A 17,283-nucleotide genomic window follows, 5' to 3' on the forward strand; every position below is an offset into this window, starting at 1 on the left:
TCCACTTTGTTTTGGTTTTTCTAAGGAAACGGAAAAAAAACGGCACGGGTGTTTTAAAACCTGTAAGGCGCGTGGTGTAGGATAGGTTAAAAGACGGTAGGAACAAAGATAAAATTTCTTTTCCAATTATTCTGTATTAGCCTAAATATTTTGCCCGTTTATTCTGTTCTGCCCAGCATGCGTCCCTCTGTCCATCGTTGTTGCAGCTGTTCAAACTCCTGTAACTCGCTCTCCGTAAGGTTTGTGTGATGAAGCTCCTGCAAAGAGGGCTGCCCTGCATTTACCCAGGCGGTATACCAGCAGGCAGCCACCGCTGCAATGGCTTGTTTCATTCGCCGCTCTGTCATACCATTCAGCAGCTGATGATATGCTTTCGTATAACCTTCAGCGTAAGTCCTCGTTAACACACCGTTCCTGATCTCATATGCATAACGCTGCGCCGGTGGCGTGTGTTCACATAACCATTTTTCTTTTTTTAATACCGTGTCTGCCGCCAGGCCGCTACTGGTAACAATCTGCCAGACGAACGCCCGCCAGTCGGTGATATAGTGCGCTTTACCGGCCCAGTAATCAAATTCCGTATCTGCCAGCAGCTCGGGAATGCGCGATTCCCATAACCCATGGATGCCCGTCTGGCCGGTGAACTGCCCGTTATGGTTGGAGCAGGCATGCAACGGCACATGCGCATCCGCTACGTAATGCCCCGCTTCGGCCGACAGCTGCAGTATCCGCTGCTGGTCCCGCTCCCGGAAAGCCTTTGTCAGCATCAGCATCATCTTTTCAAGGTGCCACGGCAATATGCCGTTGCGCTGCAACGAGTCAGCGCCATACCGCGCCACCGCTTCCTGCCAGCTGCGTGGTATCTCCCGGTAAGGCGGCTGGTCCAGCACGTCAATGTCCAGGTAATGCCGCGGCGCCTCGGCAGCCACTACATACCGGCGCTTGTCCGGATCGGTGGCATGCACACGCAGATACTCCAGGTGAGGCTTGTACAATACCAGCATCTCAGGAGGCAGGCAGAACACCGCCAGCCGGTTGATCCGCTCATGGGCAAAGAATCCCCAGCCTCCGGCAGATTGAACGCAAAACAATAATACAATAGTGAAACTCACAGCAGGACGCTGTTTCAGGATATGGGTCAACATAACAAACAATTTAGAAATTCGGTTATTTTGAAATTTAGTTATTTAATTCATGCCAGCCAAGGCTTCCACAGGAATTAAATAACTAAATTTCAAAATACCCCGATGACTAAATGTTCGTAACGCCGCCACTCACGGCAAATTTCATAGCCTCGCCGGCTGAAATATTCTCCAGCGGTTTTACCCGCTCTTTCGGTACAATAAACACTTTCCCGGTAATGGCATAGGCATGCGGCACATATACGGCCATATAACCTTCCATACCAAGACTGCTCACGTCCGTCTGGGTGATAAATCCCATCTCCCAAACGTCCAGGCCGTAAATCTGCACCAGCACCGGATGATCGAATTTTTTCTTCTCTCCGACAAATGCGTCAAATACGTCCTTAATGGAAGTATAGATGTATTTGATGAAAGGCGTACGCTCCAGCAGGTGGTCAAACAAATCAAAAATCCGCCCGATAATAAAGGAAGAGCTCAGGTACCCTACCACTACCACCAGTATCAATACCAACGCGAAACCTACGCCCTTGTATTTTAGAAAGTTGAATGAGGTGTCCTCAGGAATGATCTCCTTCGGAATAAGATTGTCAATAGTAACAAACGCCCAATATAAGGTCAGTGCAGTGATCCCGATAGGGGCCAGTATCAACAGGCCCTGGAAGAAATACCGCAATAAACGGGACGCAAACACTTTTAATCTGAGTTTTGGCGACATGGCAAAAGGAATGAAGGCACAAAATTAGACAAATAAGCGGAAGATTACCTGTCCGCAACATTGCCTGTCTGTAAAGGTTTTTCCATATCTCCCCGGCACCCGCCGCCCCACTGCCTGTCTCCATGAAAAGATGTTGCCACATGTAAAAAATAATTACTGGAAACTTTGAAAGTTTAAAAAGTTTCCATAGTTTTGTCTTCGCATCACAAAGCCTGTTAAAGCACTCTTATGGAACCGCAGGAACGTATCATGGACACGGCTTTCGGCCTGTTTCGACAATATGGCACCAGGTCTATTACCATGGATGACATCGCTGAGAAAATGGGCATCTCCAAAAAGACCCTCTATGCCCACTTCATGGATAAAGACGACCTGGTAACACAGGCGATTACCCGTTTTATCGGCATCGTGGAAAAGGAATGCCTGACAGACCGCGAAAAATCAGCTGACGCCATAGAAGAACTGTTCCTCGTAATGGACATGCTGGACCGCCGCCTGCGCAATATGAACCCGGTCGTCCTGCTCGACCTGCAAAAGTTCCATGCTAAAGCCTATCAGGTGTTTTTGAACTATCAGAACAACTCATTGACAAACACTATCCGCGAAAACATGGAACGTGGCATCAATGAAGGACTCTACCGGCCGGACCTCGACATCAGAACACTGACTCAATACCGCGTTTACGGATGTATGCTCAGCTTTCAGCCCGAAGCATTTCCAGGCAACTCCGACATGACCAGGGTACAAAAAGTACTGCTGGAAAATTTTCTGTACGGAGTAGCCTCTGCTAAAGGATATAAGCTCATCGAAAAGTACAAACAACTATCGCAAAACATATAATACTATGCAACGTATCAGAAGGCTCACCGGCATGGCTTCCATGGTGGGACTGCTCGCAGCGGCCATCAGCGCCGGCGCCCAGACCATCTCCCAGGAGCCTGTCCGCCTGTCGGCCCGGGAAGCAGTGGACTATGCCTTGGCTAACCAGTCAGCCGTAAAAACGGCCAAACTGGATGAACTGATCCAGCTGGCCAAAAACAAAGAGGTTAGCGGATTGGCCCTGCCCACTATCACCGGTACCGGCCAGTATCAGTACAACCCGATCCTCCAGAAACAAATGTTTGGCGTGAGCAACTTCATGCCGGGAGCCCCCAAAGACTCCTTCGCTGTCATCACCTTCCAGTTGCCGCAAAACCTTATGGGCGAAGTGAGGCTCACCCAAACCCTCTTCGACCCCAGCGTACTCGTGGCCCTGCAAGCCCGTAAAACACTGGAAGACCTGGTGTCAAAAAATGTGGCCAAATCACAAATCGATGTGAAAGCCAACGTATATAAAGCCTATTATAATGTACTGTCTGCCAGGAAAGCATTGTCTATCCTGACAAACAATATTACCACCCTGGAAAAACTTCTCAGCGATACCAGGGAAATCAATAAAAACGGACTGGTGGAAAAACTGGACGTAGACCGCCTCGTGGTGCAATACACCAACCTTCAGACTGAACAGACCAAACTCCGTAACCTCGTGGAACTGGGAGTGGCCGCGCTCAAATACCAGATGGGCATGCCGCTGAAACAGGAGGTAGTGCTCACCGATACCCTGTCTACTGAAAGGATCGCTGAAAACATTCCTGACATGGACAAATTCGATTACTCCCAGCGTATCGAATACCAGTTGCTCGAAACACAAAAGAAAGCCAACGAATACGACCTGAAAAGATACCGCATGAAAGGCCTGCCTTCATTGCAGCTCTTCGCCGCTACCGGCGCCCTGCGCGGCAGCGACAGGTTCGACTACTTTAAAACACAGATGTGGTATGGTTACCTCAACACCGGCCTTAACCTCTCAGTGCCCATTTTCAGCGGCATGCAGCGAAGAAGACAGGTGGACCAGGCCCTGCTGAACGTGAAGAAAAGTGAAGTAGCCATCGAAAACGCCAAACTGGGCATAGATCTCGAAAGAGAACAATCGGCTTCCACTTTCCGCAACAACGTGCTGAGCCTGCAGGCACAGGAAAAAAATATGCAGCTCGCGGAAGACGTGCATAACACCACCCAGATCAAATACCGCGAAGGCGTGGGCTCCAGCCTGGAAATGTCGACAGCGGAAAATGACCTGCTTACCGCCCAGAACAATTATTTCACCGCACTGTACAACGCTATCGTAGCCAGGATAGACCTGCTCAAAGCTTATGGTAAACTATAGTGCAAAACCTTTTCAATCACCTATCACTACTAGCTATATGAATAAAAGATATCTTTTCACGGTCCCGGTGCTCGCCGTTTTAATAGCTGCCTGTGGCGGCGGTGGCAACAAAACACAACAACTGGAAAAACTGAAACAGGAGAGAGCTGCCATCGATTCTAAAATCGCTGCCCTCGAGAAAGAAGTTGGTAAAAAAGATAGCGTAGCCAGAAAAAAAGATGTGACAGTGTCTGAAGTGAAAGACACCGTATTTGAACACTATATCGATGTACAGGGCAGCGTGGACGCACGGGAAAACGTGAACGTGTCCGCCCGCGCCATGGGCGTAATCACGGCAATATACGTACGGGAAGGCCAGCAGGTCAGCAAAGGCCAGACACTGGCCCAGGTGGATGATCAGGTGCTGAAAGCAAACATGGCTGAACTGCGTACCCAGATGGACCTCGCCAATACGCTCTATGAAAAACAAAAGAATCTCTGGTCACAGAAAATAGGTTCTGAAGTACAATACCTCAACGCTAAAAACCAGAAAGAAGCACTGGACAGGAAAATGGCCACCCTGCAGGACCAGCTGGCCCAAACCCGCATCATTGCGCCCATCAGCGGCACAGTAGATGCCGTGATCGCCAAAGTGGGCGATAATGCTGCTCCCGGCAATCCCACCTTCCGCGTGGTAAACGCCAACAATCTGAAAGTGACGGCCAACGTGGCGGAAGCATATGCCGGTCTTCTCAAAACAGGCGACCGCGTTATCATCGCTTTCCCGGACATCAACCGCGAAATAAAAACCACTATCGCCTTTGCTTCCAGGACTATCGACCCGCTCAGCCGTACCATCAAAATAGAAGTGCCGCTGAAACCCGATAACGCCCTGCGCCCTAATATGATCGCCCATATCAAAATCGTGGACTATACTGCCAGCAACGCTGTGGTAATACCGGTAAACCTGATCCAGTACTCTTCCGGTAAACCATTCGTCATGGTGGCAGAATCCAAAAATGGCCAGCTGGCCTCCCTGCGCAGGACCATCGAAGTGGGACGCACCTATAACGATAAGGCTGAAATCAAAGATGGCCTGAAAACCGGTGATAAAATCATCACCACCGGCTACCAGGGCCTCAATGATAATGACCTGATCAAACTGTAATGCTGACCACTAACAGCCAAAAACAAGTTTATGCAAGACAATCTCCATAAAGAATTTAAACCCACCAGCTGGTCCATTGATAATAAGGTGAGCATTTACGTGGCCACCATTATTATCGCGCTGGCGGGTATTCTTTCTTATATCAACCTGCCAAAGGAACAGTTTCCCGAAGTGGTGTTCCCGCAGTTCTATATCAATACCATCTATGCCGGCACTTCCCCGGAAGATATGGAAACACTGGTGACAAAGCCCATCGAGAAACAGCTCAACGGCATATCCGGCGTAAAGAAGATCAAAAGCACTTCCATGCAGGACTTCTCCGCTATCACCATCGAGTTCAACGCTAATGAAGATATCGAAGCGGCCCGCCAACAGGTAAGGGAAAAAGTGGACGACGCCAAAAAAGACCTGCCGAAAGACCTCACACAGGAACCACAGATCGTGAAAATTGACGTGTCCCAGATTCCTATCATGAACGTGAACCTCTCCGGCGACTTCGACCTGCAAACACTCAAACGTTATGCAGACGATATGAAAGACCGGATCGAGGCACTCAATGAAATCACCCGTGTGGACCTGGTAGGTGAACTGGAAAGGGAGATACAGATCAATGTCGATAAATATAAAATGGATGCCGCCAGGATCGGTTTTGATGATATCATTGGCGCCATCCAGGGCGAGAATATCACCATCTCCGGCGGCCTCGTCTCTATGGACGGCCAGAAACGTACCCTCAGCGTAAAAGGAGAGTACAAAGACCCGGCTAAGATCGGTAATATCATCGTGCGCGGACAGTCCGGCGCTGTCGTTTACCTGAAAGATATCGCCAACGTAGTGGACGGTTTCCTCGAACAGGAAAGTTATGCCCGCCTCGCCGGTAAAAACGTGATCACGCTCAACGTGATCAAACAAAGCGGTAAAAACCTGATCGATGCATCAGACAAAATACAGGCCATCAAGGCAGACATGGAAGCCAACTACTTCCCGAAAGGCCTGCACGTGACCATCACGGCTGACCAGTCCAAATCCACCCGCGTAACCCTGCATGACCTGATCAATACTATTATTATCGGCTTCATTCTGGTAACCGTTATCCTTATGTTTTTCATGGGAGCGGTAAACGCTATTTTCGTGGCGTTGTCGGTGCCCATCTCCATGTTCATCGCCTTCCTGCTGATGCCCATGTATGGGTTTACCCTCAATATGATGGTGTTGTTCTCCTTCCTGCTGGCATTGGGTATTGTGGTAGACGATGCCATTGTGGTGATTGAAAACGTACACCGTATTTTTAATGAAAGAAAAGACCTGGGTATAGTAAGAGCCGCCAAGATAGCGGCGGGAGAGGTGTTTTTGCCGGTGTTGTCAGGAACCCTGACGGTATTGGCGCCATTCGTACCGCTGTTATTCTGGCCAGGCGTTATCGGTAAGTTCATGTTCTACCTGCCGGTGACGCTGATCACTACGTTGGGTGCATCGCTGGTGGTGGCATACATCATTAACCCGGTGTTTGCGGTCGATTTCATGGACAGGCATGAAGGAGAAGACCATCCCAAACCTAAGTTTGACCGTAAGTTCCAGATACTGACCGCCGTGTTTGCGGTGATAGCCCTCATCGGCTATGCCAATGGCAGCGTGGGCGTGGGCAACTTTGTGATCTTCGCCTACCTGATGATCGCCCTGGAGCGTTTCTGGCTGGGCGGCGTGGCGCGTCACTTCCAGCACAAGTTCTGGCCTAAGGTACAGGAGCGTTACAAGCATATCCTGAAATGGTGCCTCGTTGGCTGGCGTCCGGTGTGGATCCTGGTGGCTACTTTCGCCCTGCTGATCTTCAGTATTATCCTGACGGGTATCCGTAATCCGAAAGTGGTGTTCTTCCCGCAGGCCGATCCTAACTTTATCTACACCTACATCGAGTTGCCTAACGGCACCGATCAAAAATATACAGATTCCATTACACATATTGTGGAAGACCGCATTGCGAAAGTAGTGGGTGCCAACAATCCCATTGTGGAGTCCATCATTTCCAATGTGGCCAAAGGCGCCGGTGACCCGTCGCAGATGGACATGAGCACCCAGCCGCAGAAAGGCAAGGTGACCGTGGCTTTCGTGGAATTCGGCGCACGTAACGGGCAGTCTACCGTACAATATCTCGATAAAATCCGTAACGCCGTAAAAGGCATCCCGGGCACTAATATCACGGTAGAACAGGAACAGGGCGGTCCTCCTACCGGTAAACCGATCAATATCGAAATTACCGGTGATAATTTTGATGAACTGACCAACTCTTCGTTTAGGCTTAAACGTTATTTGGACTCCCTGCACATTGACGGCGTGGAAGAACTGAAAAGCGACTTTGAAGCGAACAAGCCGGAGATCGTGGTGAATATCGACCGCGAAAGGGCCAATAACGAAGGTATTTCCACCCGCCAGATCGGTGGCGCCCTGCGTACCGCGTTGTTTGGATTTGAAGCGTCCAAGATCAGGGATGCCAAAGACGAATACAAGATCATGGTGCGGCTGCAGGAAAATCAGCGTAACAATATCAATAACCTGATGAACCTCAACCTGGTTTACCGGGATATGAACATGGGAGGGGCTGTACGCCAGGTGCCGTTGTCAGCGGTAGCGGACATTCATTATTCCAATACGTACGCCGGTATCAAGCGTATTGACCAGAAACGTGTGATCACCTTGTATTCCAACGTGTTGACCGGCTTCAATGCCAATGAGGTGGTACAGCATATTGAGACGGCGCTGCATGATTTCAGTCACCCTAACTCTGTGACCATTAAGATGACCGGTGAGCAGGAAGATCAGAAGGAGACCATGGACTTCCTCCTGATGGCGATGCTGGGCGCATTTGGCTTGATTCTGATGATCATGGTAACGCAGTTCAACTCCATTGGCCGTCCGTTGGTGATCTTTATGGAGATCCTGTTCAGTATTATCGGGGTGTTCCTGGGCTTCTCCATCTTCAAAATGGACATCTCCATTGTGATGACCGGGGTAGGTATTATGGCCCTGGCGGGTATCGTGGTGCGTAACGGGATTGTGTTGGTGGAATTTACCGACCTGCTGGTGATGCAGAACATGCCGGTATATGATGCCGTGGTGGAAGCGGGCAAAACCCGTATGACGCCGGTATTGCTGACTGCGATTGCCGCTATTCTGGGGCTGATTCCGCTGGCAGTAGGGTTTAATATTGACTTTGCCACCCTGTTCAGTGAATTTAAACCGCATATTTTCTTCGGCGGGGATAACGTGGCGTTCTGGGGGCCGCTGGCCTGGACCATGGTGTTCGGGTTGATTTTTGCGACTTTCCTGACCCTCATCCTGGTGCCGGTGATGTACGCCATGAACAAGCGTTCCATTGATGTGCTGGACCGCTATAAAATGTCCAGGGGGCTGAAATATGTGCCTTTCCTGGTGCTGATATTAAAGTTATTTATGAAGAAGGAAGAGGTGAAGAAGCTGCATGATCCGAAGTATATGTCGGCCAAACCTTATAATTTCTTCCCGGCGCCTGAAAAGGAGCAGCAGGAGGAGATTTTGCGGAAAAATGCCAAAGTGGGCGGTGTTTCCGTGAATTAAGTACTTGATAATTACATCTTTTAGTAATACAGTGTAACAGTTGTAGGTTAACAGTCTCCGTCCTGATTCTTCAGGACGGATTTTTTTTTGTATATTGTGGACGAAACCATATTTTTATTGTTGTTAACAAATTTTAACAATCGGGATGGTGGGCAATTCGATAGCTATTGTTACATTTGACCCTAAGAGCGTTCACGTTACTAGCTATATACAGCCTTAGTCTTATATGCCATATGATTATCGGACGTTAAATTTTTGACAGAAAACAGTCTGTTTTAAACAGTTATACAGGATTGCCTGTTTTATCTAGATTAGAATTATAGATTTTAGCGAAGGAAAGACACTGGTATCAACACGGGATACCCTCAGCCATTAAAACTAGGAAGACTGGCAAAAGATTGGAAGACCATGGAGTACGTAGCAACCTTAGCATTTGCTAAAGAGCAGGACCGGCAGGATCCATTAAATAAATTCAGGGAGCAGTTTTATTTTCCCCAACGAAAAGGAAAGGACGCAATTTATTTATGTGGCAATTCACTCGGATTACAGCCTAAAAATGTAAAATCAGCGATAGAACAGGAATTGGCAGATTGGCAGCAGTGTGCGGTTGAAGGATATTGGGCGGCCAAGAATCCCTGGCTTTATTATCAGCAGTATTGCAGTAAGCCACTCACAGCCATAATGGGGGCGAGCCAGCAGGAACTAACGGTGATGAATACACTCACTGTGAACCTTCATCTGATGATGTTGAGTTTTTACCGGCCAACCAAACAGCGGTTTAAAGTGTTAATGGAGGCAGGGGCCTTTCCAAGCGACCAATATGCAGTGGAGACACAGGTCAGGTTTCATGGTTTTGACCCGGAAACGGCCATTGTTGAGGTTTCTCCCAGGGCCGGAGAACATTTGATAAGATTAGAAGATATTTTAGATATTATTAACAAGGAAAGTGATAGCTTAGCATTAGTTTTATTCGGAGGGATTAATTATTACACCGGACAATATTTTGATATACCCGCTATTACAGCCGCTGCCCATCAGGCAGGAGCTTACGCCGGTTTCGATCTGGCACACGTAGCAGGAAATATTCCGGTGTCTTTGCACAATTGGGACGTAGATTTTGCCGTTTGGTGTTCATACAAGTACCTGAATGGTGGTCCCGGCGCGGTAGGAGGCGCCTTTGTGCATGAAAAATATGCCAGCGACCGCGGATTTCTCCGCCTGGGTGGCTGGTGGGGCAACGAAGAGAGTGCACGTTTTAAAATGGAAAAAGGGTTTGTGCCTAAGAAAGAAGCCGAAGGATGGCAACAAAGTACCGCACAGGTTTTCAATATGGTAAGCCTGAAAGCATCCCTCGAACTATTTGAAGCGGCCGGTATCGGCGCTTTGAGAGAAAAAAGCCAGGGACTGACCAATTACCTGGCGTTTTTGCTGCAGCAGTTGAAAGGCATTAATTTTGAAATTATTACACCTAAAAATTGTAATGAACGTGGCGCACAACTATCTTTGCTGTTCCTGGAAAAAGGAAAAGAGATACATCAGCAAATGACGGATGCCGGTATAATCGTTGACTGGAGAGAACCCGGAGTCATCAGGGTTTCACCGGCGCCGATGTATAACTCTTATCAGGATGTGTTTCATTTTTATGAAATCATAGCTAATATTGCTTCAAACGCTTAATTAAGTAAGATGAATTTTGAGAGAAACGAACGCCCCCGCAGGCCCTACTCTTCTGATACCAACAAAGAGAATGATCCCAACAAGGAGAGAGGTGACTACAGACCCAACTTAAACAATGAGCGGGAGGGTGGAAAACCCGACTACAATGGTGGCGACAACACAGAACGTCGTCCACGCACTGACTACAATCGCGAGGGTGGGTATCGCCCCCGTACAGATTACAACCGCGATGGCGGTGGTTACAATCGTGAAGGTGGCGGCGGCTACGACCGTGGCGGTGGATATGACCGCGGCGGTGAAGGTGGCGGCTACAATCGTGGCGGCGGCGGTTACGACCGTGGCGGCGGTGGTGGTGGTTACGATCGCGGCGGCGGTGGATATGACCGTGGCGGCGGTGGTGGTTACGATCGCGGCGGCGGCGGTGGATATGACCGTGGCGGTGGCGGTGGTTACGACCGCGGCGGCGGCGGTGGTGGCTATAACCGCGGTGGCGGTGGTGGCTACGATCGCGGCGGTGGCGGCGGCTACGATCGCGGTGGCGGCGGCGGTTACGACCGTGGCGGCGGCGGTGGAGGCTACAACCGCGGTGGCGGTGGTGGTTACGACCGTGGCGGCGGTGGCGGCGGCTACAATCGCGGTGGCGGCGGCGGTGGATACGACCGTGGCGGCGGCGGTGGAGGCTACAACCGTGGCGGTGGTGGTGGTGGCTACAACCGCGGTGGCGGTGGTGGCGGCTTTAACCGCGGCGGTGGTGGAAGACCACGTCCCGGAGGCCAGAACAGACGCTTCGAACCCAAACCTGATAATAAGATATACTTTATCGCACTGCTGCCAACTGCAGAAGTAGGTAAGGAAATCATCAAAATAAAACAGGAATTTGCTGAACAATACGGACCAATGTACGCATTGAAAGTATTGCCGCATATTACCCTGCAGGTACCTTTTACAGCCGATCCGGCACTGGAAAAAGCCTTCTGCGATGAACTGACGGAATTCGCAAAAACACAGGCTCCTTTTGAAGTGTCCCTGAAAGGTTTCGGTACCTTCCCGAACAAACAAAACCGCGTCCTGTTCATCAACGTGGAAAAAAGCGAAACCATGGCTACCATGCATCGGCAGCTGATCAACTTCCTGCGTAAGGAATTTGGCTTCAGCACCATGCTGGCACGCACCGGCTTCACACCTCACGTGACCGTGGCCTTCAAAGACCTGGACGATGATCAGTTCAACAAGGCATGGCCTGAATATGAAAACAAGGAATATGAGGCTACTTTCAAAGTAAACAACCTCTACTTCCTGCGTCATAACGGCAAATCCTGGGAAGTGCTGCAGAAATGCAAACTGGGCGGCGCATAATCTTTTAGAAATCTGGTTAACTAGATATTTAGCCATTTGGGGATTCCCAAATGGCTAATTTTTTGCCCGGAATTCAGCTTGTTCAATAATGCAATACCCGCTGCCCTGAACCCCCAATATGTAAATAACAGAATATCAAAATGAGTAAATGAAAAAGGGCCTCCGCTACAGCTGCAGAGACCCTTCTGTTTGTATATACCGTGCATTTACAACAGTATAACAGTGCAGGTTATACGAATCAGATCTTTTTTACCTTACCTGATCCTTTAATATCGGTTTGTACTTTCTGTGGATTACCGGCGTAAACTACATCACCGCTACCGTAAATGCCTACCGTCAAAGCATCCCGGACACTGATAGAATGATCGCCCGAAGCCCTGATAGTAATATCGGCCCGCTGCGTGTCCAGGTCCAGCGCCCTGACCCTGCCGCTGCCGTTAATGTCACTACTGAGGGAAATAGCCGTTCCTTTGATATCGAGGCTGCCTGAGCCATTAATGCGTGTATGCAGCTCCTGCACGGCAAGCGCCAATGCCGCATTGCCGCTGCCATCGATCTGATAAGAGAAATTAGAACTCCGTAAGGTGTCCTTATTATCAAGGTAGCCTGAACCCGCAAAGTTGATGCGCTGGTAACTACGGCTGTGTACATATACCTGGATAGGCATATGACGCCACAGTTTGACACGGTTCCGCAACCGGATGAAAAGCGTATTGTTGCTGGTATTGGTCTCAACAGCGGCGATGACATTGTCTTCTGCCTTGATCTCAACAGCGGCCGTACTGTCCTGGATAAGATGCACTTCAAACGGACCGGATATCTCCACCTCTGAAAAAGGAGAGGTGTTGCGGGTTTCCGCAACGATATTGCCTGATCCGGCTATCTGGTCCCTGGCACAACTGCTCAGGATAAGGGTAAAAATCGCCAGCATCAGTAATAACCAGCTCACACTGAGACTGGTGTAGGTGATGATTGCCTGTTTCTTCATAAAAGTCATTTTTAGGGGGCTATGCAAAAATGACGGCTGAAGAAACAATTACCCCTACGGAGTACCCAAAAAAAATAAGCCGGCCGTACAGACGTACGGAACCGGCTTTTGATTAACCCCTATGAAAACCAACTATTGCTCTTGATTAATTTGTCAATTTTATTTCGCCTAAATCAGTAGACTTTCCATCTTCTACTTTTACCTCAGTAATGGTGGCTGGTTTAAAAGGTGCTTTCGCGCCCACAATTACCGTATAGGTCCCTGATTTGGCATTTTGAAAGTTAAAGGCACCATCATTAATGGGTGATTTTAACGTATCTGTTCCAGTGATAGCCAGTGCTTCAGTAGCGCCGTCCGCAGGTGTTACTTTACCCGCGATGGTACCACCATCAATTCCTTTGAAAGCAAAGCTTCCAAACGCTACTGCAGCCAATGCCAACATAGTTACTTTCAATTTTTTCATAGCACACGATTTAACAGTTAGACAATAAAGATTCTATGGTTAAAGTAAAGGTGTCAGCATATTTGCTATCGCTTTTTTTGATGTAAAGAACTTGATGGTAGTTTTGCAAACACGGTGCCATAAAACCGCGGGCCAAATCGCTTTAACAAATCTTTTGGAAGACATTAACAAAACAAAAAAGTCTTCCGGTATACCGGAAGACTTTTGTTATAAGATGAAAAACGATCGTTTATCTCCTGTTTAATTTGCTCAGCAGGCGCAGGATTTCGAGGTACAGCCACACCAGGGTCACCAGCAGGCCGAAAGAACCATACCACTCGAAATATTTAGGCGCGCCCATAGCTGCGCCCTGCTCGATCATATCGAAGTCCAGGATCAGGTTCAGCGCCGCAATAGCTACCACGATCAGGGAGAACACAATGCCGAAGGTACCGCTGCTGTGGATCAGGGGCATATCGATATGGAATAAACGCAATACCATCGCGATCAGGTAAAAGATACCGATGCCAAGGGTAGCGGTGATGATGATGGATTTGAAACGCTCCGTAGCGCGGATCACACCGGTACGGTACAATACCAGCATAGCGATGAAGGTACCGAAAGTGAGGCCTACAGCCTGCAACACGATGCCTTGCCACTGCGCGTTAAACATCGCGGAGATACCGCCCAGGAAAAGACCTTCCGCCAGCGCATAGGCCGGGGCCAGGTAACCGGACCACTCTTTCTTGAAGATAATAACCAGTGCCAGTATGAAACCTCCAATGGCGCCGCCGAATACTAACGGAAGCACGTTGGAACTGCCTTTTAAAAATTGACCGTAAGAAAAAACTGCCGCCGCCATCAGCATGACCAGCAGAAAAGCCATCTTGTTAATAGTGCCACGGATGGTCATGGTAGAACCATCAGCATGGGCAGCCTTGTTGAAAATACTTTCTTTGAGTACAGGGTTGTTCGATTGAAACAATGCCATAAAATACAGTTTAAAATTATTAACGGAATAAAAATACGATTTGATTTGACATCCAGCGCCCGTTACCGCTGAATTTGTATTAAAATTAGCATTTATTGGCCAATAACCTATAGTTATCACCCATAACAAGAAGTGATGTGAATGGCCGTTTCCGGCGGCAATAGTCTACTGGATTTGTGTACTTTTGTAGGGAGATAAACATGATTTTGCGCAGGTTTGGCCAATAACATCCGCCGATTGCCTAAATTTACACCTTTATACAGAATACCTTATACTAAGATACCTTAAAAGAATAATAGATGTCTAATACTTCGATTCAACAACTGGATGATGTAGTGATAAAATTTGCAGGCGACAGTGGAGACGGGATGCAGTTGACAGGTAGCCAGTTTTCCAATAACACCGCGTTGATCGGCAATGACCTGAGCACGTTCCCGGACTTTCCGGCCGAAATACGGGCCCCACAGGGCACCCTGCCAGGTGTGAGCGGTTTCCAGCTTCATTTTTCTTCGAACAGGATATTTACCCCGGGCGACGCCTGCGACGTGCTGGTGGCCATGAACGCCGCCGCGCTCAAAGCCAACCTGAAAGGCCTCAAAAAAGGAGGCATCATCATCGCCAACACTGACGGCTTCGATGCTAAAAACCTCCGGCTGGCCAATTACCCCGAAGGCATCAATCCGCTGGAAGACGGCTCTCTGGCCAACTACCAGCTTCATACCATGGACGTCACCAAGATGACCCGCGAGGCCCTGAAAGACTCCACGCTGGGCATGAAAGAGAAAGACCGCGCCAAAAACATGTTTGTGCTGGGCTTCCTTTACTGGCTCTACGACCGTAACATGGACAATACAGAGGCTTTCCTCAAAGAGAAATTCGGCAAAAAACCGGAAATCCTGGACAGTAACCTGAAAGTGCTGCATGCCGGTTATAACTTCGCTGATACTGTGGAAGCCTTCACCACCCGCTATCGCGTGGAGAAAGCCCGCATGGAGCCAGGCACTTACCGCAGCATTACCGGTAACACCGCGCTGGCCTACGGCCTGGTAGCTGCCTCCCAAAAAGCCAATCTGCCGATGTTCCTGGGCACCTATCCCATCACGCCGGCTTCTGATATCCTGCATGAACTGAGCCGCTTCAAGAATTTCGGTATCCGCACCTTCCAGGCGGAAGACGAGATAGCGGGCATCACATCTGCCATTGGCGCCTCCTACGGTGGCCACATGGGCGTAACCACCACTTCCGGTCCCGGTATGGCCCTGAAAGGCGAAGCCATGGGCCTGGCGGTAATGCTCGAAATTCCGCTGCTGATCATTGATATCCAGCGTGGAGGACCTTCTACCGGCCTGCCTACCAAAACGGAACAATCAGACCTCTTGCAGGCTTATTATGGCCGTAACGGTGAATGTCCGATGCCGATCATCTCTGCTTCCACACCGGCGGACTGCTTCGATGCCATTTTTGAAGCCTTCAAAATCTCGGTACAGCACATGACGCCTGTGATCTTCCTCAGCGACGGCTACATCGCCAACGGTGCAGAGCCATGGCGTTTCCCGAAAAGCGCTGACCTTCCGGCCATCGAAGTGAAATTCAAAAAACAGCTGGAAGAAGGAGAGGAAAATTTCCTGCCCTACCACCGCGATGAGAACCTGGTACGCCCCTGGGCCGTGCCCGGCACCCCTGGCCTGGAACACCGCATCGGCGGCCTTGAAAAACAGAATATCACCGGTAACGTTAGCTACGATCCTGAAAACCACCAGCTCATGGTGAAAATCCGCCAGGAAAAGGTAGATAAGATCGCAGACCATATTCCGCCACAGAAAATTGAAGTCGGCCCCGAAAAAGGAAAAGTACTGGTGCTCGGCTGGGGCTCCACCTTCGGCGCCATTAAAAGCGCTGTGCTGGACCTGCTGGCTGAAGGCCATCAGGTGGCCCATGCCCACATCCGCCATATGCGCCCGTTCCCTAAAAATCTGGGTGAAATCCTCCACAGCTACGATAAAGTACTAATACCGGAAATCAACAACGGTCAGCTGATCAAAATCATCCGTGACCAATACCTGATTGATGCACAGGGATACCATAAAATCATGGGCGTGCCCATCACCAAAGGGGAACTGATTACCCGCATTAAGGAAATGTTATAAGAAAACATACATTAATACGTTATATAGGCCAGGGGCGCAGCGGAAAATATCTCCACTGCGCCCCTGCTGTATGAACAGGACAGGGCAGGCGTCAAACTTCAGGGATTTTTTGTATTTTCAATAAGGGGACTATTACAGCTACCTCCCCTCTGATGTTAATTTTTTGGTTTAAGTCTCTATTTATGAAATGCCTTTTTCGTGTATTGTTATGCGTTGTAGCGGTAGCTGTATTCTACCTCCCGGTACATGCCCAGACGACCACTTTTGAAGTCCGGATCGCCAATCATGCGGTGGGTACTATCGAAGCACAACGTAAAGTAAGTGGATCTGCCAAGAGTATCACAATTAAAACCCGTATCCAGACGCTATTGGCGAAGATCAACAGCGACATCCTCAATGAGTACGATAATAACGTGCTCACCCTCGCCAAATCCACCCGCGTGGCGGGTAAAAAAGGGGAGGACAAGGAAACGACCACGCGTCGTAACGGAAACGACTATACGGTGATGCTCAATGGCGCCCGTTCGGTGATAGATAATACGGAAATAGCCCATTGTGTGGCCGATCTTTATTTCTCAGAACCGAAACAGGTGTCCCGCATTTTCTCTGAAGCACTGGGGAAATTCCTGCCGCTGCATCCCCTGGGAAGCGGGCAGTATGAGCTGGTGCTGCCGGAAGGAAAAAAGAATATCTATAAGTATTCCAATGGAGTATTGACGGAAGTGGAAGTGAACCATACTTTTGGCAGAGCGCTGTTCATTAAGACCATTTGATTATTGAGGTATTTTATCATTCAACGAAATCCAGCACCCTCTTTACCCCGCCATATTTCCAGTTCAACGACTATGGAAAAAAAATGCAGCGAAGCCTTGCCTCGC

General features: G+C 49.2%; 13 protein-coding genes. 8 read left to right on the forward strand and 5 right to left on the reverse strand.

Going from position 1 to position 17,283, the window contains the following annotated elements:
• Nucleotides 1–158: 158 nt before the first annotated feature.
• Together HGH92_RS13630 and HGH92_RS13635 are read right to left on the reverse strand one after the other, a co-directional pair.
• Entirely contained in the window at nucleotides 159–1,145 is a 987-nt protein-coding gene (locus tag HGH92_RS13630; RefSeq protein WP_168871250.1) for a zinc dependent phospholipase C family protein, read from the reverse strand.
• A 106-nt stretch (nucleotides 1,146–1,251) separates the two neighbouring features.
• Nucleotides 1,252–1,860, reverse strand: coding sequence for a DUF502 domain-containing protein (locus HGH92_RS13635; RefSeq protein WP_168871251.1), 609 nt, complete (start codon nucleotides 1,858–1,860; stop codon nucleotides 1,252–1,254).
• Between the two features lie 228 nt (nucleotides 1,861–2,088).
• Here HGH92_RS13635 and HGH92_RS13640 point away from each other — a divergent pair, with 228 nt between their 5' ends.
• The 6 genes from HGH92_RS13640 to HGH92_RS33785 all read left to right on the forward strand — a co-directional run bounded on the left by HGH92_RS13640 (nucleotide 2,089) and on the right by HGH92_RS33785 (nucleotide 11,837).
• Nucleotides 2,089–2,700, forward strand: coding sequence for a TetR/AcrR family transcriptional regulator (locus HGH92_RS13640; RefSeq protein ID WP_168871252.1), 612 nt, complete (start codon nucleotides 2,089–2,091; stop codon nucleotides 2,698–2,700).
• 4 nt (nucleotides 2,701–2,704) lie between these two features.
• Nucleotides 2,705–4,066: a TolC family protein gene (locus HGH92_RS13645; RefSeq protein ID WP_168871253.1), complete on the forward strand. Its 1,362-nt coding sequence runs from the start codon at nucleotides 2,705–2,707 to the stop codon at nucleotides 4,064–4,066.
• A 37-nt stretch (nucleotides 4,067–4,103) separates the two neighbouring features.
• The gene (locus HGH92_RS13650; RefSeq protein WP_168871254.1) at nucleotides 4,104–5,213 is read left to right on the forward strand and encodes an efflux RND transporter periplasmic adaptor subunit; all 1,110 of its coding nucleotides are present in this window, start codon (nucleotides 4,104–4,106) and stop codon (nucleotides 5,211–5,213) included.
• A gap of 30 nt (nucleotides 5,214–5,243) precedes the next feature.
• Nucleotides 5,244–8,804, forward strand: a complete 3,561-nt coding sequence (locus HGH92_RS13655) for an efflux RND transporter permease subunit (RefSeq protein ID WP_168871255.1) — start codon at nucleotides 5,244–5,246, stop codon at nucleotides 8,802–8,804.
• 408 nt (nucleotides 8,805–9,212) lie between these two features.
• Nucleotides 9,213–10,481 carry a kynureninase gene (gene kynU, locus HGH92_RS13660; RefSeq protein WP_168871256.1) on the forward strand — a complete coding sequence of 423 codons (1,269 nt, stop codon included), beginning with the start codon at nucleotides 9,213–9,215 and terminating at the stop codon, nucleotides 10,479–10,481.
• A gap of 9 nt (nucleotides 10,482–10,490) precedes the next feature.
• Complete coding sequence (locus HGH92_RS33785; RefSeq protein WP_247654879.1) at nucleotides 10,491–11,837, forward strand: 2'-5' RNA ligase family protein; 1,347 nt, start codon at nucleotides 10,491–10,493, stop codon at nucleotides 11,835–11,837.
• Nucleotides 11,838–12,075: 238 nt separating this feature from the next.
• Here the strand turns inward: HGH92_RS33785 and HGH92_RS13675 are convergent, their stop codons facing one another.
• From HGH92_RS13675 to HGH92_RS13685, 3 genes are all read right to left on the reverse strand, one after another.
• Nucleotides 12,076–12,825, reverse strand: a complete 750-nt coding sequence (locus HGH92_RS13675; RefSeq protein ID WP_168871257.1) for a head GIN domain-containing protein — start codon at nucleotides 12,823–12,825, stop codon at nucleotides 12,076–12,078.
• A gap of 145 nt (nucleotides 12,826–12,970) precedes the next feature.
• Nucleotides 12,971–13,288: a carboxypeptidase-like regulatory domain-containing protein gene (locus HGH92_RS13680; protein WP_168871258.1), complete on the reverse strand. Its 318-nt coding sequence runs from the start codon at nucleotides 13,286–13,288 to the stop codon at nucleotides 12,971–12,973.
• Nucleotides 13,289–13,517: 229 nt separating this feature from the next.
• Complete coding sequence (locus HGH92_RS13685) at nucleotides 13,518–14,258, reverse strand: Bax inhibitor-1/YccA family protein (RefSeq protein WP_211092586.1); 741 nt, start codon at nucleotides 14,256–14,258, stop codon at nucleotides 13,518–13,520.
• 299 nt (nucleotides 14,259–14,557) lie between these two features.
• Between HGH92_RS13685 and HGH92_RS13690 the strand changes: the two genes are divergently transcribed.
• Both HGH92_RS13690 and HGH92_RS13695 read left to right on the forward strand, forming a co-directional pair.
• Nucleotides 14,558–16,405, forward strand: a complete 1,848-nt coding sequence (locus tag HGH92_RS13690; RefSeq protein WP_168871259.1) for a 2-oxoacid:acceptor oxidoreductase subunit alpha — start codon at nucleotides 14,558–14,560, stop codon at nucleotides 16,403–16,405.
• Between the two features lie 182 nt (nucleotides 16,406–16,587).
• Complete coding sequence (locus HGH92_RS13695) at nucleotides 16,588–17,178, forward strand: DUF6134 family protein (protein WP_168871260.1); 591 nt, start codon at nucleotides 16,588–16,590, stop codon at nucleotides 17,176–17,178.
• Nucleotides 17,179–17,283: the final 105 nt, after the last annotated feature.

The organism is Chitinophaga varians (assembly GCF_012641275.1).
GTDB lineage: Bacteria > Bacteroidota > Bacteroidia > Chitinophagales > Chitinophagaceae > Chitinophaga > Chitinophaga varians_A.

Excerpts from the sequence above, each read along its gene's own strand:
- HGH92_RS13630 (WP_168871250.1), bottom strand. The coding sequence starts at position 1,145 with ATGTTGACCCATATCCTGAAACAGCGTCCTGCTGTGAGTTTCACTATT.
- HGH92_RS13635 (WP_168871251.1), bottom strand. The coding sequence starts at position 1,860 with ATGTCGCCAAAACTCAGATTAAAAGTGTTTGCGTCCCGTTTATTGCGG.
- HGH92_RS13640 (WP_168871252.1), top strand. The coding sequence starts at position 2,089 with ATGGAACCGCAGGAACGTATCATGGACACGGCTTTCGGCCTGTTTCGA.
- HGH92_RS13645 (WP_168871253.1), top strand. The coding sequence starts at position 2,705 with ATGCAACGTATCAGAAGGCTCACCGGCATGGCTTCCATGGTGGGACTG.
- HGH92_RS13650 (WP_168871254.1), top strand. The coding sequence starts at position 4,104 with ATGAATAAAAGATATCTTTTCACGGTCCCGGTGCTCGCCGTTTTAATA.
- HGH92_RS13655 (WP_168871255.1), top strand. The coding sequence starts at position 5,244 with ATGCAAGACAATCTCCATAAAGAATTTAAACCCACCAGCTGGTCCATT.
- kynU (WP_168871256.1), top strand. The coding sequence starts at position 9,213 with ATGGAGTACGTAGCAACCTTAGCATTTGCTAAAGAGCAGGACCGGCAG.
- HGH92_RS33785 (WP_247654879.1), top strand. The coding sequence starts at position 10,491 with ATGAATTTTGAGAGAAACGAACGCCCCCGCAGGCCCTACTCTTCTGAT.
- HGH92_RS13675 (WP_168871257.1), bottom strand. The coding sequence starts at position 12,825 with ATGAAGAAACAGGCAATCATCACCTACACCAGTCTCAGTGTGAGCTGG.
- HGH92_RS13680 (WP_168871258.1), bottom strand. The coding sequence starts at position 13,288 with ATGAAAAAATTGAAAGTAACTATGTTGGCATTGGCTGCAGTAGCGTTT.
- HGH92_RS13685 (WP_211092586.1), bottom strand. The coding sequence starts at position 14,258 with ATGGCATTGTTTCAATCGAACAACCCTGTACTCAAAGAAAGTATTTTC.
- HGH92_RS13690 (WP_168871259.1), top strand. The coding sequence starts at position 14,558 with ATGTCTAATACTTCGATTCAACAACTGGATGATGTAGTGATAAAATTT.
- HGH92_RS13695 (WP_168871260.1), top strand. The coding sequence starts at position 16,588 with ATGAAATGCCTTTTTCGTGTATTGTTATGCGTTGTAGCGGTAGCTGTA.